This is a genomic window from Bacillus mobilis, assembly GCF_001884045.1.
In the GTDB taxonomy this organism is placed as follows: Bacteria; Bacillota; Bacilli; order Bacillales; family Bacillaceae_G; genus Bacillus_A; species Bacillus_A mobilis.
Window position 1 is genome coordinate 47,857 of the sequence record NZ_MACF01000116.1, and the last position, 16,745, is coordinate 64,601.

General features: G+C 33.7%; 17 protein-coding genes. 13 read left to right on the forward strand and 4 right to left on the reverse strand.

All coding sequences use genetic code 11. The features are described 5' to 3' along the window. Window positions 1-40: 40 nt before the first annotated feature. The 5 genes from BAQ44_RS18840 (at window position 41) to BAQ44_RS18860 (ending at window position 4,042) form a co-directional block, all read left to right on the forward strand. Window positions 41-553, forward strand: a complete 513-nt coding sequence (locus BAQ44_RS18840; RefSeq protein WP_071722903.1) for a carbonic anhydrase — start codon at window positions 41-43, stop codon at window positions 551-553. A gap of 85 nt (window positions 554-638) precedes the next feature. Further along, a complete protein-coding gene (locus tag BAQ44_RS18845; RefSeq protein WP_071722906.1) occupies window positions 639-2,069 on the forward strand; it encodes a cryptochrome/photolyase family protein in 1,431 nt (476 codons plus the stop codon). A gap of 111 nt (window positions 2,070-2,180) precedes the next feature. Then, entirely contained in the window at window positions 2,181-2,636 is a 456-nt protein-coding gene (locus tag BAQ44_RS18850) for a TspO/MBR family protein (RefSeq protein ID WP_071722908.1), read from the forward strand. Window positions 2,637-2,739: 103 nt separating this feature from the next. Then, window positions 2,740-3,450 (forward strand): alpha/beta hydrolase, encoded by a 711-nt coding sequence (locus tag BAQ44_RS18855; protein ID WP_071722911.1) that lies wholly within the window; start codon window positions 2,740-2,742, stop codon window positions 3,448-3,450. A 139-nt stretch (window positions 3,451-3,589) separates the two neighbouring features. Then, window positions 3,590-4,042 carry a hypothetical protein gene (locus BAQ44_RS18860; protein ID WP_071722913.1) on the forward strand — a complete coding sequence of 151 codons (453 nt, stop codon included), beginning with the start codon at window positions 3,590-3,592 and terminating at the stop codon, window positions 4,040-4,042. Between the two features lie 274 nt (window positions 4,043-4,316). Here the strand turns inward: BAQ44_RS18860 and BAQ44_RS18865 are convergent, their stop codons facing one another. The 3 genes from BAQ44_RS18865 to BAQ44_RS18880 form a co-directional block, all read right to left on the reverse strand. Next, window positions 4,317-5,270: an alpha/beta hydrolase gene (locus BAQ44_RS18865; RefSeq protein WP_071722916.1), complete on the reverse strand. Its 954-nt coding sequence runs from the start codon at window positions 5,268-5,270 to the stop codon at window positions 4,317-4,319. Between the two features lie 43 nt (window positions 5,271-5,313). Continuing rightward, the gene (locus tag BAQ44_RS18870) at window positions 5,314-6,255 is read right to left on the reverse strand and encodes an alpha/beta hydrolase (protein ID WP_071722918.1); all 942 of its coding nucleotides are present in this window, start codon (window positions 6,253-6,255) and stop codon (window positions 5,314-5,316) included. Window positions 6,256-6,828: 573 nt separating this feature from the next. Then, window positions 6,829-7,413 carry a TetR/AcrR family transcriptional regulator gene (locus tag BAQ44_RS18880; RefSeq protein WP_071722920.1) on the reverse strand — a complete coding sequence of 195 codons (585 nt, stop codon included), beginning with the start codon at window positions 7,411-7,413 and terminating at the stop codon, window positions 6,829-6,831. Window positions 7,414-7,572: 159 nt separating this feature from the next. On the opposite strand from BAQ44_RS18880, the gene BAQ44_RS18885 reads away from it, so the two are divergent. The 7 genes from BAQ44_RS18885 to BAQ44_RS18915 all read left to right on the forward strand — a co-directional run bounded on the left by BAQ44_RS18885 (window position 7,573) and on the right by BAQ44_RS18915 (window position 15,833). Beyond that, complete coding sequence (locus BAQ44_RS18885; protein WP_071722922.1) at window positions 7,573-8,799, forward strand: cytochrome P450; 1,227 nt, start codon at window positions 7,573-7,575, stop codon at window positions 8,797-8,799. Window positions 8,800-9,276: 477 nt separating this feature from the next. Further along, a complete protein-coding gene (locus BAQ44_RS18890) occupies window positions 9,277-9,813 on the forward strand; it encodes a TetR/AcrR family transcriptional regulator (RefSeq protein WP_071722924.1) in 537 nt (178 codons plus the stop codon). 234 nt (window positions 9,814-10,047) lie between these two features. Then, window positions 10,048-11,070, forward strand: a complete 1,023-nt coding sequence (locus BAQ44_RS18895) for a 2,3-butanediol dehydrogenase (protein WP_071722927.1) — start codon at window positions 10,048-10,050, stop codon at window positions 11,068-11,070. A gap of 605 nt (window positions 11,071-11,675) precedes the next feature. Continuing rightward, window positions 11,676-13,112, forward strand: coding sequence for an MDR family MFS transporter (locus BAQ44_RS18900; RefSeq protein WP_249024744.1), 1,437 nt, complete (start codon window positions 11,676-11,678; stop codon window positions 13,110-13,112). A 131-nt stretch (window positions 13,113-13,243) separates the two neighbouring features. Continuing rightward, window positions 13,244-14,425 (forward strand): FAD-dependent oxidoreductase, encoded by a 1,182-nt coding sequence (locus BAQ44_RS18905; protein ID WP_071722929.1) that lies wholly within the window; start codon window positions 13,244-13,246, stop codon window positions 14,423-14,425. 42 nt (window positions 14,426-14,467) lie between these two features. Further along, window positions 14,468-15,148, forward strand: a complete 681-nt coding sequence (locus tag BAQ44_RS18910) for a TetR/AcrR family transcriptional regulator (protein ID WP_071722931.1) — start codon at window positions 14,468-14,470, stop codon at window positions 15,146-15,148. A 238-nt stretch (window positions 15,149-15,386) separates the two neighbouring features. Next, window positions 15,387-15,833, forward strand: a complete 447-nt coding sequence (locus tag BAQ44_RS18915) for a hypothetical protein (protein WP_071722933.1) — start codon at window positions 15,387-15,389, stop codon at window positions 15,831-15,833. A gap of 17 nt (window positions 15,834-15,850) precedes the next feature. Here the strand turns inward: BAQ44_RS18915 and BAQ44_RS18920 are convergent, their stop codons facing one another. Further along, the gene (locus BAQ44_RS18920) at window positions 15,851-16,219 is read right to left on the reverse strand and encodes a YxeA family protein (RefSeq protein ID WP_071722935.1); all 369 of its coding nucleotides are present in this window, start codon (window positions 16,217-16,219) and stop codon (window positions 15,851-15,853) included. A 480-nt stretch (window positions 16,220-16,699) separates the two neighbouring features. Here BAQ44_RS18920 and BAQ44_RS31690 point away from each other — a divergent pair. Continuing rightward, the coding region (locus BAQ44_RS31690) for a helix-turn-helix domain-containing protein (protein WP_346191700.1) at window positions 16,700-16,745 on the forward strand (46 nt) is incomplete at its 3' end.

The following is a 16,745-nucleotide window of genomic DNA, read 5'->3' on the forward strand; positions in this document are numbered from 1 at the left end:
AAGTTCCATAAATACAATAATGAAGAAGGAGTGCTTCCATATGAATCCAAAGAATAAAAAAGTATTAGTATTAACAGACATTGAACACAGAATAGAGCCTATTATCCAGCAAGTAACTAACATTCAACAAGAAAACATGTTGACTATACACAGCTATGATTCTGTAATTGTACATCCTTATGGAGATATAATGAGATCTGTTATTATTGCTATTTATGAAGAAAATGTAGAAGAAATTTTTGTTGTCGGAATAGAGGATAAAGAAACTGATGTAGTTAATCTACAAATTCAACGTGATTCCATAAAAAATAATAGAGAAATAGACTATCTCTTTAAAAATTGCATGCCTGAATTTTCAAGTAGTAGCTTGAATGCATGGCTAAGCGGACAAGAAAATGTTAGTGAAAATATTGAGAAGAGTATAGATATGATTCGTCATCATCCATTAGTACCTTCTAATGTTAAAGTTCATGGCTTCATGATTGATAAAACAGGTGGAAAAGAAATGGTTGTTAAAGTTTCTGCTAATAAAGTAGTTGAAACAGTTAATTAATTTATTGAAGACAAATAAATTCTTATGTATAAATTGCTGTTGTATAATAAATTTTATTATGTTTTAAGAATCAGAAGAGGTAGCCATGCAAAATAAAATTATTGTTATGTTTCAAAAAGATTTTCGCTTATATGATAACCCGGCTTTATTTGAAGCTACTCAGTCCGGTGAGGTTGTTCCGGTATATGTACATGACGAAACTTTTTCAATGGGAAGTGCGTCAAAGTGGTGGTTACACCATGCTATAATAGATGTTCAAAAGCAACTTGAGGCATTGGGCTCTACTTTAATAATTCGTAAAGGAAATACACAGGAAGAAATACTTTCTCTCATAGAACAGTTAGGTATAACGGCTGTATATTGGAATATTTGTTATGATCCGGACAGATTACAATCTAATCAAAAAATGAAAATGATGTTAGAAGATAAAGGTATTACCTGTAAGGAATTTAATTCGCATTTATTATTAGAACCGTGGATTATTAAAAAGAAAGATAACACTGAATATAAGGTGTTTACGCCTTTTTACAATGCATTTCAAAAGCAGGTAATACCTAAACCTATTAGTAAAGTGCAGCGTATAAAAGGAGGAAACTCTTTACCAGCAAGCTTATCTGTTTCAGAATTACACTTGCTGCCGACTATACGGTGGACATCTCATATGGAATCAATATGGGAGCCTACAGAAGAAGGAGCATACAAAACATGTCAGAAATTTTTCTCTAGCAAATTAGCCTCTTATAGTGAAGGAAGAGATTTTCCAAATGAAAATGCTCATTCGATGTTGGCACCTTATCTTTCATTTGGCCAAATATCAGTTAGGTGGATGTATCATTACTTAATAAATAAAAGTACCGAAAGACAATGTAGTCTTTTTGAAAAACAAGTGAATAGTTTTATACGTCAATTAATTTGGCGAGAGTTTTCTTATTATTTGCTATATCATTATCCGTTTACAGTATATAAACCTCTTAATAAGAGCTTTGAACATTTTCCGTGGAATAATGAAGAGGAATTATTAACAGTATGGCAGAAGGGTGAAACTGGTTATCCGTTTATTGATGCGGGAATGCGGGAACTATGGCAAACAGGTTTTATGCATAATCGGGCAAGAATGGCTGTATCCTCTTTTCTTGTAAAGCATTTGTTAATTCCGTGGCAAGAAGGAGCAAAATGGTTTATGGATACACTACTAGATGCTGATATTGCAAATAATACAATGGGGTGGCAATGGGTTGCTGGAAGTGGAGCAGATGCATCACCGTACTTTCGTATTTTTAATCCCATCACACAAGGAGAAAAGTTTGATAAAGATGGGGAGTATATAAGAAAATGGGTACCAGAATTAAGAGATATGCCTAATAAATATATACATAAACCTTGGGAAGCACCTGAGCATATTTTACAAAAGGCCAATATACAGCTTGGCAATACATATCCTTTGCCAGTTGTTGATCATAAGGCAGCACGAGAGAGAGCACTTTGTGCATATAAAAGTATGAAAGAATTCGTATGAAATAGATTAAATAATATGTATTTGAAATTTTAATATTAGAATTTTATCCATTACAAGGACACACTAATCATATACAGTTTCTATAATCTTTTAGTAAAAAGGAGAATGTTTATGAAAAAATCTAGTATTATAGTGTTTTTACTAACGTATGGTTTGTTTTATGTTTCTAGTATTTTATTTCCTATCGATCGTATGTGGTACGATGCGCTAGAAAAGCCGTCTTGGACACCTTCTGGTATGACAATCGGTATAGTTTGGGCTGTATTATATGGATTTATTGCATTATCAGTTGCAATTATTTACAGCAAATATGGATGTAAGCCAAAAACATTTTGGTTTATATTCCTTTTAAATTATATATGCAATCAAGCGTTCAGCTACTTTCAATTCAGTCAAAAAAATTTGTTTTTAGCAACAGTAGATTGTTTATTAGTCGCTATTACTACGTTACTTCTCATAGCGGTTTCTTCCAAATTATCTAAAGTATCGGCATGGTTGCTAATTCCATATTTTGTATGGTCTACATTTGCTACATATTTATCTTGGACCATTTATAGTATAAATTAAAGACGTAAATAAAAACTTGAGCATAATAAAAATGCTCGAGTTTTTATGTTGATTAATGATAATCTAAAATATAGAATATATACATCTTAGGGAGGTCATCTTTGTGAAGAAATGGATGAAAAGTATTCTGTACTCTTTACTTGGTATTTTACTTATAGGAAGTATTAGTTTTTTTGTATGGTCTCAGTTTAGTTATAAACCGACGAAAGAGGCTTTGTCGTTAGTGGATGATAAAAAAGATGAAGATCATATCGTTTTTGGAGAGAAAGATGCTAAAGTAGGGGTTATTTTTTATCAAGGAGCTAAAGTAGAAGCTGAGGCTTATAGTTACTTAGGGGAAGCTCTTGCAAAAGATGGGCACTTTGTAGTAATGCCTAAGTTGCCATTAAATTTAGCGATATTTGGAATCAATGCAGTAGATAGTGTAATGGAACAGTATCCTGAAGTTCAAAAATGGTATGTTGCAGGGCATTCAATGGGAGGAGCTATGATTTCTAAGTATGCCTTTCAACATGAAGACAAAGTAGACGGGATCATTTTCTTAGGTTCGTACCCTGCAGATGATTTCTCTACGAAATCGATGCCGATGTTATCTATTTATGGAGAAGTAGACGCTTTAGCAACTGTAGAAAAAATAGAGAACAATAAAAAGTTAATGTCAAAGAATACGACTATGTACATGATAAAAGGCGGAAACCATGCTCATTTTGGCATGTACGGTGAGCAAAAAGGTGATAATGCAAGCTTAATTACGCCTAAAGCACAACGAGATGAAACTGTGAAAGTAATTGAAGAATGGTTATTGAAACAATGATAATGAATGTAATAAATCGATTGAAGACTCTTACTATATAAGAGTCTTTTTTTAGTAATTGCTCTAGATCTTTAGTGGATAAATTCACATGAAATGCCCTCAATTGGGTATAAATATTAAAAAATAGAAGGGGTTTAATATGAAAAAAATTATAGCAATTTTGTTCACTTGCAGTTTTCTTTTATTAGGTGTACATGGGATGGTAGAAGCAGAGGATTCTTCAAAAGAAGTTTCTTATATAGAAAACAATGCAAATAAAATTTTTGAAAACCCAAAAGTTTTTTATAGTAAGATTAAAAATCATACGTATAGTTCTTTCTATGTTCCTTTTAAAGAAGCTGAAAATCATTTGCAGAAAACGGTTCTATATAAAGATTTACAATCGACTATGGAATCTGAAATAGGACCATGGGTAAGTAGAACAACAGGTACACAAGAAAATCCTAAAATTAACCCGAATAGACAAATTTACTTAATAGCATCTTGGACAGAAAAGAAAAAAAGCTTCCGAGTAAAATATCTTATCGCTGATGCAGAAACGAAGACGACTCTTTGGACTGTAGAAGGTAAAGGAATGAAAAAAACTGATTAAATCAGGTTATTTTTTATTTATTTACTATCTTTAATAAGAATAGACATATAAGTTTGAAAGGTAAAAAACCACTCATAAAATCGTACGATTTGTGAGTGGTTTTGTGTAAATATATTTTTCAGCCAGATTTATTTTATTTTTAATTCTGAATGAATCTTTGTTTAATTTCATTCAGAGAAGGTGTATTGTTACGATTATCAATCATTGGATAGAGTCTGATTGGAAAATATATAAATAGCTAGTAGAAAAAATCAATTTTTCATTAAGCTGCCATTTAAACTTCTGTTTTTTGTAATGCTCGTTTTAATGCACTGATATATTCTTTCTCAGCTCTTTGGCTAATTTCAGCATTAGGCACTATTAATTCGAATCCGTGGTAGCCACCAGGATAAACATGAAATTCCGTTGGTACTCCAGCTTGCATTAATCTATTTGCGTATTCAACTGTTTCGTCGCGGAATGGGTCTATTTCACCCACCATCGTATACGTTGGTGGAAGTCCTGTAAGGTCAGTTGCACGAGCTGGTGCAGCGTGTGGAGATACCTCTTCACCGTAAGCTGAACCTAAATACATTTTCCATCCAATAATATTAGCTTCTCTGTTCCATACTTTTGGATCCGTTATTTCAAAAGTAGAAGGTGTAATATTACGGTCATCAATCATTGGGCATAGTGGCATTTGGAATATGATTGAAGGTCCCTTTCTATCTCTTGCTAAAAGAGCGAGGGCTGCTGTAAGTCCACCGCCTGCACTCATGCCGGAAATTGCAATTCGAGAAGAATCGATCCCGATATCTTCTGCATGATCAGAAACCCACTGTAAAGCTGCATAGCAGTCTTCAAGTGGTGCAGGGAATGGATGTTCCGGTGCCAATCGATAATCAACTGAAACTACTACGCAGTTGGCTTCCAATACAAATTTTTCACAAAGTCTATCATCCATTTCGGGCAATCCCACTTGGTATCCACCACCGTGAATCCAGAGAACCCCTGGTAAAGCTTTTGTGTTTTTAGTTGGTTCATAAATGCGAACTCTAACTTCGGGTGCTCCTTCAGGTCCAGGTATGAATCGATTGGATACGGTAATTTTATCATTCGACGTTAAATCAGTTGTAGCAAAGGTTTCATTAGCCCATTTTCTATATTGTTGGAAATTTTCCGGACCATTATCCATAGCTGGTAATACAGAAAACATTTCTCTTAATTCTGGATGAACTCTATTCTTCATTATAAATCCTCCTTTATTTTGAAAGCTTTTGTCGCTACTTTAGCTATTTTTTTGCGAAACCAGTCTTAACTGCTCGTACATAATCATTCCAAGCGTGAATAGATATATCAGCATCTGGATGCATCATTTCGAACCCATGATAAGCCCCAGGATATAAATGGAACTCGACATCAACACCAGCTTCTGCAAGTTTCGTTACATATGTTAATGTTTCACTACGGAATGGGTCTAATTGACCAACACATGTGTAGGTACGTGGTAAATTACGATAATCTTCTGCTCGAGCAGCAGCTGCATAAGCAGGAATATGATCCGTCCCATGTAATTCTCCTAAATACATTTTCCAGCCAGCTTCATTTGACTTTTGATTCCAAACAAACCCTTCTTTAATTTCATTCGCAGAAGGTGTATTGTTACGATCATCAATCATTGGATAGAGCGGCATTTGGAAACAAATAGAAGGGTATTGTCGATCACGGGCTAATAACGTTAATGCTGCTGTAAGTCCGCCCCCAGCGCTCACTCCGGCAACACCAATTCGATTCGAATCAATGTTTAATGTCTCTGCATTATCAGCAATCCATTTTAATGCTGCATAACAATCTTCAATTGGGGCTGGATAAGGATGTTCAGGAGCTAAACGGTAATCTACAGAAACAACCATACAGTTGGCTTCTTTTGCAATTTTTACAGCAAGATCATCATTATCATTTATAGAACCCAAGATATAACCGCCACCATGTATCCACAACAGGACAGGTAAGGATTCCTTATTTGATTTTGGACGATAAATTTTTAATCGTAATGGATTCGCATCAGGTCCCTCAATAACTTCATCTGTTACAGAAAGAGTTTCATCAACAATGGTAGGTGGGAATACTCGTGAAGCCTCTTCTCTCATTGCTTGCAAACACTCTGGGCGTAAATCTTGATCTGGATACATTTCTAAGCCTGCTAATAACTCTGGATTTACTCGATTTTTCATTTTAAAAACTCCTTTTTATAATGTTTTGTCTGAAAGGTGAAATATTGTTTTTTAGCTAGCTATGTTTAGCAATTTATCATAGGCATTAGAGGAAAACGATAATCAAAAATGTGTATGTGTTTCAAAATGAGACAAAACTCTCAAATTGGCTCATTTCTTAATAAATTTCTAGCGGTATGTAGCAAAATTAGTAATCAAATTTATTCATGACTCTTGTCTTTATACACGTATTTTAGTGCGTATTTATTAACTAATGAGGGGAGTAATCCCACTTTAATGGGCAGTAAGACCCCCACCTCAAAATACAGCGAAAGCAAAGAATTTAGGTGGGGTCGGGCTGCCCATTAAAGTCCGATTGGTGAGGGCTGATAATCAGTGGGGATGAAGAAAACCCCCACTGATTAAAGTTTCACTTTATATGTTGTAGTATAAAAAAGAAAAAGCATCAATCTTCTTTCTAATACAGGAAAGAAGATTGATGCTTTTTCTACTTCAGCTGCTTTGTACCTTGAAAAAATAAAACAGACTTAAATATAAAACATAGGGCAAGAGAGCATAGAGTTTGAATGAAATTTATGATTTTAAAGACTTCAATGCTAATTGTATATATGTATCCATTCTCTGTTCTAGTGAGTATTCTCTATCTGCAACACACCAGTCTAATATAAGCCCTCTAGCAATTATAAAAAGATACGTTGTTATTTCTTCTACACTCATATCATTTGTTAGTTCTTTTTCGAGTTGTCCTTTATAAACAAAATCATTTAGAGTTTTGTAAATTAATGAAGGTTGATATGTGAATATCCTTTTATTGTAATCGTTAAGAAGATTTATATGTAATTCTAATTTAGTTGTATATTCAGCTATGCATTGGAAGAAATTCAAAATCGTTCTTTGCGCTGTTGTATGTTGTGCTATGTTTTCTAATTCAACATGTAGGTTTTCCTCAATTTGTTGAAATAATTTTTTATAAATATCCTCTTTGGAAGAGAAATAATGATAAAAAGTTCCTACTGAGACATTTGCTTTTTTACAAATATCTTCAATTGTTATATTCTCAAATTTTTTTTCTTTCGTTAAATTTAAAAACACAAGGAATATATTGTTTTGTGTTAGTAGAGCTTGTTGTTTTCTTTTCGTTAAATTTTTTTTATACAAGGTTTATTCCTCCTTGATTATATATTAACTGATATCTTAAAAATGAAAAAGTAGTTTGAAAATATGTTTTGTTGTTATATAATCTTCAATACACCGAATGAGGTTCGGTGAATTACATTCGGTTTAATGTAAATGATTTTTTGAGGGGAGATTGTATATATGAAAACACCTTATGAGTCAATTATTATGATTCCTACAAATAAGCTGATAGGAAAAAAGGCCTTAGAAGATCCATATGATCCATTTGCATGGTATAAAGAAATGCGAGAGGAAGAGCCTATTTGTTTTAATCCTCAGGTTGACATGTGGAATGTTTTTTTGTACGACGATGTAAAAAGAGTTTTAGAGGATAAAGAGTATTTTTCTAATATTATGCCCGAAAAGAAGAAGCCTCCATTTCCCCAAAGTATCCTTGGAATGGATCAACCAAAGCATACGCAAATTCGGTCTATCGTAAATCGTTCTTTCACACCTAAAGCATTAGAGGTATGGGAGCCTAGAATACAAGAAATCACAGAAGATATCCTTACTCAATTATCTAATCGCGAAAATTTTGATATTGTCCAGGAGTTGTTTTATCCTTTACCGGTTATAGTAATAGCGGAGATGTTAGGTGTTTCTACTAATGATATGGACAGATTCAAGAATTGGTCTGACATTATCGTAAGTTCACCCAGTCATGATGATGCGGATTATTTAACAGACTTTTTTCATACACGTTTACAAGCAGAAAATGAATTAGGGGATTTTTTTGAAGAAATCCTACAACTCAATCGAGGAAATTCCAATAAAGATTCAAATGATATTATCTCTTTATTAGTACAAAGTGAAGTAGACGAAAAAATTTCAGGAAAAGAAATAGTATCATTTTGTAAACTACTATTAGTAGCAGGAAATGAAACAACAACCAACTTGCTCGGCAACTTATTATATTGTTTAATTGAACATCCAGATGTTTATAAACAAATACAACAGGATACAGCTCTTATTCCAAAAGCAATTGAAGAAGTATTACGTTATCGTTCACCGGCTCAAAGAGTTGTACGCAGAGTAAAAAAAGAGATGCAATTAAATGGCCAAACTTTACAAGTAGATCAAATCGTCTCAGCTTGGGTCGGATCAGCTAATCGAGATTCTAATTATTTCAAAGATGCTGATAGTTTCAACATACACCGTAAGCGCAATCCCCATCTTGCATTTGGTCATGGAATCCACTTTTGCTTAGGTGCTCGACTAGCTAGGTTAGAAGCTACAATTGTCTTGACGGAATTAATTAAAAAATATAAATCATTTTCGTTCATTGATACTAATCTTCCAATCCCTATCTCAAATAGTAGTTCTGTATATGGATTAAAATCTTTTCCGGTGAAAAGTGAAATGATCTAAATAAAATAAATAGTAAAGCCCTGATGCAGGTGCATCAGGGCTTTACTTCAAATGTACATTCTAAAATAAAAATGTATCTTTCTATAGTTAGTTGAATCGTTTTTGGGATTTGGGTACAACATTATTTTTAGCTTGCTGGTGATGTAAAACATCCCGTATGACTGCTACGAAATAAAACAGGCTATTCAATTAGTATGAATGAACCGAAACGCTCCCTGAGTTGCGCAAATATTAATGGGAAAAAATAATCCTTATCAGTGGAGAAATTAAAATATTACGAAGCCTTAGAGGCATGCAAGCTCGAAAATATTGTATTTCGGTGGTCAACTCAAGGTGTAGTTACATTCATATATCGATAAATTCACCTTTAATGAAAAGTGTATGAATTGCTAACGGATATAGGGAATGGGGACTATATTGGAAAAATGACTATAAATTTAAACAATGTTAAGAATTTGATATAGGAGGGTATTTAATTTGAGCAATTTTACACGTTTACGCACACAAAACATAATAAAAGATGCGTTCATGGAATTATTAAAAGAAAAAACATTTTCATCCATCACAATTAATCATATATGTGAAAAGGCAATGGTTCATAGAAGCACATTTTACCGTCATTACGAAGATAAATATGAGCTATTTAGTGATGTGTCAAATTTCATCGCAATAAACCTTTTTGAACAAACAAAGCAGGCTTCCGATTTAGAACGTACATTGTTTGAGGAAATAATCGAATACATAGACGTTAATCGTACATTGTTTTTTAATATTACAAGTAAAAATAATAGCCTTGAGTTATACAAGAAATTGATTCAGTTTGGTGCAGAAAATTTATATGAAAATTCAATGGAATATAATGATCCACTTTCCAAACGAATCAAAAACTCCGATTATCCAATGGTATTATGTGATTTCTACTGTAGTGGTTTTTTTGAGATTATAAAAAAATGGTTAAACAATGAATATTCATATACAAAAGAAGAATTAATTCAAATTTCTAAGAACTTATAGATAAATGAACCACTTTAGAACATATGTCTCACTTTGAGACATATGTGATTTTTTGCTCATCGAATTCCTCCAAAGCCTATGATAGATTAATGAACATAGCAAAGGAGGAAAGGAATTAGGAGGAAGATTAAAGAGGAGAAGAAACTTGCTTTCATGCTTTAAAAAAGGGTTACAATCCAATGTTAAACAAAAAAATTATATATAATATTTTAATTATTTAAAGGAGGATTTTTTATGAAAGCTGCAGTGTGGTATGGTGAAAGAGATATTCGTATTGAGGATAGAGCAGTGAAAGAATTGCAACCTAATGATGTAAAAGTTAAAGTAGCGTGGGCTGGTATTTGTGGTTCTGATTTACACGCATATTTGCATCCAGATTCAGTACCGATGAATAAGAATATGATAATTGGACATGAATTTTCTGGTGAAATTGCAGAGGTTGGTTCTCATGTAACAAAATTTAAAGAAGGTGACAGAGTGTGTATCTATCCAATGATGCTTAAAGATCCTTCAAATGCTGAAACAGAACGTTTCGTTACTTTAGATGCAGTTGGTGCACATACTGATGGTGGGTTTGCTGAATACGTGACACTTCCACAAAAAACGATTTTTAAAATTCCAGATAATTTACCACTAGAAGTAGCGGCAATGGTTGAACCCGCAGCTGTATCTTTCCAATCAATTAAGGATTCAAATGTAAAAGAAGGAGATACTGTTGTAGTCTATGGAGCAGGTCCAATTGGGTTATTTGCTGTTTTAGGTGCAAAAGCTGCAGGCGCTTCGAATATTATTGTTGTCGATTTATTGAATAGTCGACTCGATAAAGCAACTGAAATGGGTGCAACACATGTCTTTAATGCTAAAGAAGTGAATCCTGTTGAAGAAATTCGTAAATTATTCCCAGATGGAGCAGATGTTACAGTTGAAGCTGCAGGTGTTGAGTCAACATTTAATCAAGCTATTCAATCGACTAAAGTTCGTGGCACAATGATGGTTATCAGCTTCCATACGCAAAATATCCAGTTTAATGCTCCTGCTTCACTAATTTTTAGTGGTGTAAAATTAATGGGATCTGTAGGATACAGTAATGAAACTTACAATGAGGTCATTGAATTACTTGCTAACGGAGGGTTGCCAGCGCAATCAATTATTACAAGTAAAGTTGATATAGATAATATCGCTGAACAAGGCTTTGAAGCGTTAATTCATGATAAGTCTCAAGCAAAAATTCTAGTTAAATTAAGTGGCGCACATTAATTATATTGCAGATAAATGAACTTGCGATGCGTAAAAAATAATTAGAGTTAATCAGTAATGATAGGTCGTATCCATAAAATAAAATTTATTATTGGTAAAGGGCTTATACAGGGTGATTTCTTTAAATTCCTTATATAATGGAGCACACGATTATATATGTGGTAATTCGGATGTAGAAGATATTCTCGGGAAGCGTATCAAGTAAATGATGAAAGTTAAAGCAAGTGACCTGTTAATTGAGGGAACTTGCTTTTTCATTATACTTGTTTATAAATGACTTTTGGTAATATTATGTTTTAAACTTTATAAAGAATGGTTCTAAAAACTGCGATTTAATGCCATCGTATGCTTCAGAACATAGAGTACCGATATGAAATTTACTTGATAGATAATGAAGTGATATTTTAGTCTCCTTTATTTGAAATAAAGGAGACTGTTTTTATTTTAAACGTTGTAAAAAAGTCTAATTTTTTTGAAGCTATCTATTTCATTTTTTGTTTCAACGAACACTGTACTTTACGAACGGTGTTCGTTATGTTAAAGTTAAGGTGCAATTGAGAACAAACCATAAATGAAAAAATAAAATTGCAAAGGAGGTTTGAAGTTTGATATCCCAGCAAGAACTTCAACAAACTAATTTTTCGTTAAAAAAGATTCTTCCAGTATTACTATCTGTTGTACTTGGTATGTTCTTAGTAATTTTAGATAGTACAATCATGAATGTCGCTGTTCCAAAATTAATGAGTGCATTTAATGTCAGTCTCAGCGAAATTCAATGGGTAATTACTGCCTATACTTTGGCTCTTTCAGCCGTCATTCCGTTGGCTGGATGGTTTTCTGATCGATTTACAGCTAAGAAGATGTTTATCGTTAGTATTGTTCTTTTTGTTGTAGCATCAATGTTTTGCTCACTAGCTCAAACTGCAGAACAGTTAATTATTTTTCGTGTTATTCAAGGTCTAGGTGGAGGCATGGTAGCTCCAATAGGAATAGCGATGGTGTTCAAAGTTGCGCCTCCTGAGAAGCGTGGTTCCATTATGGGAATTCTCGGTCTTCCTATGTTGTTAGCACCAATTCTTGGACCGTTATTATCTGGTTGGTTAATCGAATATATAAATTGGCATTGGATATTCCTTATTAATCTCCCAGTTGGTGTAATTGCATTTTTTATGGCAAGAAAATACCTACCCGAATCTAAACCTGGTCATGGAATGAAATTAGACGTTCTAGGTTCTATTTTAGCTCCAATTGCTTTTGCTTCCTTAGTGTTCGGTGTTCACGAAGCAGGTACTAACGGCTGGTTAAATAATTGGACTCTTTCATCATTAGGATTAGGAAGTATCACCTTAATTCTATTCATTTGGAATGAGCTCAGACAAAAGAATCCACTCCTTGAATTAAGGGTATTTCGTTCTCGAACATTTACGCACGGTATAATTCTTGCTTGGATGAACCAAATTGCATTGTTCGGAAGTATTTTGCTTTTTCCTATATTTTTACAGCAAGTCAAAGGTTTATCTCCGATGGAGGCTGGTCTCTATGTAATTCCACAGGCAATATTATCAACAATTGGAATTAATATAGGTGGTAAGCTATTTGACCGATATGGCGTACGTTTAGTTGCAATTCTTGGAACATTTTCTTTATCATCCGCATTGTTTGCCTTGACTTATATAAACGTTCATTCAAGCAGTATCTTTATCATGTGTAGCTTTGCTTTTGTAGGCCTCGGCCAAGGATTAACGATGATGCAAATTAATACTCATGTGATTAGAGCGGCTCCAAAAGAACTTGTAAGTCGGGTAACGCCAATCACTACTTCTATGCAACAGATTATGTCTTCCTTTGGAATCACTATTACAACAGGATATCTGGCAAGTCAGATAAAGAATCTTCCTAATCAGCACACTATTGAACAAGTGGGAAATGCTTTTGGTTATACATTTTGGATCACCTTTGCTTTTGGAAGCACGGCTTTATTGTTAAGTTTATTTTTAAAAGATTCAAAAAGTAAAGAGGGATCTAGAGGTGGAAAACATTAAGATTTTAATCGTTACATTTTTTCCAATCTTTGTTTTAAATAATAACTTTAATATCATGCAGGGTTAAGGTACACCATAGAGTGGTGTATTGAAATCTTGAAAATAGATTATAAATTCAAGGAGCGTTTATTATGTCAACTTTATCGAAAGAACAAAAACGTATTGCTATTATTGGTGGAGGTCCAGGAGGATTAACACTTGCTCTACTTTTACAACAAAATGGTATGGAACCTGTTATCTATGAAAGAGAACTACTTGATATGAACAGTCAAAGAGGTGGTTCTCTGGATATTCACGAAGAATCCGGGCAAATGGCACTGAAAGAAGCTGGCCTTTACGAGAAGTTTCAGGAAATTGCCCGTTATGAAGGGGAGGATTTCCGTCTTCTAGATAAAGATGGAAAGAGTTTTATCGATGAAATCACTGCACCTGATGAAAAAGGGGAGCGACCTGAGGTTGATCGCGGTGTGCTTTGTGATCTTCTGCTAAATGCTCTTGATAAAAGCTGTATAAAATACGGATATAAGTTAGAAAAAGCTATTTCACTTGAAAACGGTATGACACAACTTCATTTTGAAAATGGATTTGTGGATACAGTTCATGGTCTAGTTGGGGCAGACGGTGCATTTTCACGTGTTCGTCCTTTGCTAACGAATACCGATATTGAGTATACAGGTTTAACTTTCTTTGAACTTAATATACTAAATGTGGCTGAGAATCATCCAGATTTATCCGAATTCAACAGACGTGGGAAAGTATTCGCTTTAGGTGATAATAAGGGAATTCTTGCTCAATTAAATGGAGACGGTCGAATTAAAGTATATGCTAGTTTAAAAGTTGAAAAAGACTGGCCAGAAAAAAATGGTATTTCCGCAGATAAGCCTATAGAAGCGAAAGCAAAATTATTAGAGTTATTTAATGACTGGGATGAAGACCTAAAAAAATACATTCATTATGCTGAAGATTCAATCATACAAAGACGAATTTATATGTTACCAATTCATTTTCAGTGGAAACGTAATCCTAGTGTTACTCTAATTGGAGATGCAGCTCATGTCATGTCACCATTTGCAGGTGAAGGCGTTAACTTAGCGATGTTCGATGCATTGAATCTAGCTCTTGCAATCATCCAAAATAACGATTTTGCCAGTGCGATTGAGGAATACGAAGAAAAAATGTATGCTTATTCATCTGAAAAAGCACAGGAGTCATATGATAATTTAGAATTAAGTTTCTCTGATGATGCAGCTACTAAACTTGCAGATTTAATGAATTCATTCCATGAGCAATACAATACTGCTTTTGCAAATTGAGAATGTATTTACTAATATATTTGACCATGATATAAAGTAATTATGGAAAATTCAAATCGAAAAATCATTAGTCGCAGGGATCGACCAGCTAAAGAGCCGTTAAGTCATGAACTCATCGTAAAAACTGCTTATGAACTTCTTAAAGAGCAAGGTATTGCAGGTATGAGCATGCGTAAAGTCGCAAAAGAACTGGATACTGGTCCATCTTCATTGTATGTTTATGTTAAAAATTTTCAAGAATTAAGTTCATTGGTATTGGATCATGGCCTTGGTCAATTGGTATTACCTGAACAAAAGCAAGACTCATGGAAGGAAAATTTAATTGGAGCGCTAAGCGCATATTTCTTATTACTATACGAGGAACCTGGTATCGCTGAACTTACTTTCTCATCTATTCCGAAGGGGACAAACTTTCTTAAATTGACAGAGTACATTCTTGCTACATTACAGGAGGGTGGAATTCATTCTAAATCCGCAGCATGGGGAGTAGATCTTTTATTACTATACGTTTCTTCAGTAGCATATGAACATACTTCTAGGAAAAAACATGGGACTATGCAAATATCTGATATAAAAGAAACGTTTCAAAATGTGGACCCAGTTCTCTTTCCGATTCTTTTCAGTCTAGGAGATGAGCTGTTCTCCGGAGATACGAAATCTATGGAGCGTTTTCACTGGGGACTTGAAGTGTTATTACACGGTATTCAACATTTCAATAAATAAAGACTAAGTTAAAGAGAGAGGGAAAGCAGAATACCTATTAAGTATGTATATAACTGTTATTATCATCTCTTTATCTTCCAATGACATTGCTAGTTTCGTGAAAAAGGACTCTTATATAGTAAGAGTCCTTTTTGTATAATTGCTATAATTTTATATGTATGTCCAGATCCTTAATGGATAAACTCGCATGAAATAACCTTATTTGGGTATACATATTAAAAAATAAAAGGGGTGTAATATGAAAAAAATTATAGCAATTTTGTTTACTTGCAGTTTTCTTTTATTAAGTGTACATGGGATGGTAGAGGCAGAGGATCCTTCAAAAGAAATTTCTTATATAGAAAACAATGCAAATAAAGTGTTTGAAAATCCAAAAGTTTTTTATAGTAAGATTAAAGATCATACGTATAGTTCTTTCTCTGTCCCTTTTAAAGAGGCTGAAAATCATATACAGAAAACAGTTTTGTATAAAGATTTACAATCGACTATGGAGTCCGACATTGGGACGTTTGTAAGTAAATTGGCTGGCAAAGAACCATCACTAGACATTAATCCAAATAGACAAATTTATTTAATAGCATCTTGGACAGAAACGAAAAAAGATTTCCGAGTAAAATATCTTATCGCTGATGCTGAAACAAAGACCACTCTTTGGACTGGAGAAGATAAAGGAATGAAAAAATAAGCTGATTAAAAATCAGCTTATTTTTTATTGGCTATTTTCAATTGTCCACTTATTTTCTCTGGAATATCTTTTTCAGAAATAATATCGTAAGAATAGACATATCTTCCTTTTACATGAATTTTTAAGTAAGTTTTTCGTACAAAATCATTAGGGGTATTCGTTCCTACTGTATACTCTTCCGGATTTCCAAATTCATCAATACCCTTTAGTGAGTACATTGCTCTTCCTTCATTATGGTAATCTGGAACGCCATATCCCTCTGCAACAGCATATACATTTTTTTCTTCAGCAAGTGGATTTAATATGTCCAGATCCCCGCGCAATAGGAAAGGTAGTAAGTATATAAGGAGTCCTATTCCTAGAATGCAAAGTACAAATTTTTTCATGATTGTTTCTCCTTTTGTTTATTTACATTCTTCAGTATAGAAAAAAGTTCTTATGAATATAGAGGGGGATTTCTTAAGTTTTTCTTAAACATGTTTTAAAGTACGGTTATTTTAACCAAAATTTTCATAAAAATACCTTTAAAAAGAACAAAAGTTCGTATATAATAAGAACAAATGTTCTTTTGTTGAGGGTGATAACCTTGTATGATTATTCTCTTTTACCAAATCGTATTATTTTATGTGTAGATCTTCGTAGCTTTTATCAATTTAGCCAAGAAGACCCCTTCCTCAAGGAGCGTGAAGGACGTAGCCCAGCGAGTAGGTGGGAGATGAATTGGCTTCGAACAAGAGATGACAGGAAGTCATCTTAATTGTTATATGTAAAGTGTTACCGGACAATTTGTCATAATCACTTCACTATTAATCGAATGTACGTTTGGTTTATGATAGACATATATCGAAATGGAGGTGAAACGAAGGATGATCAATAAAGCGTATAAATTTCGTATCTATCCAAATAAAGCAC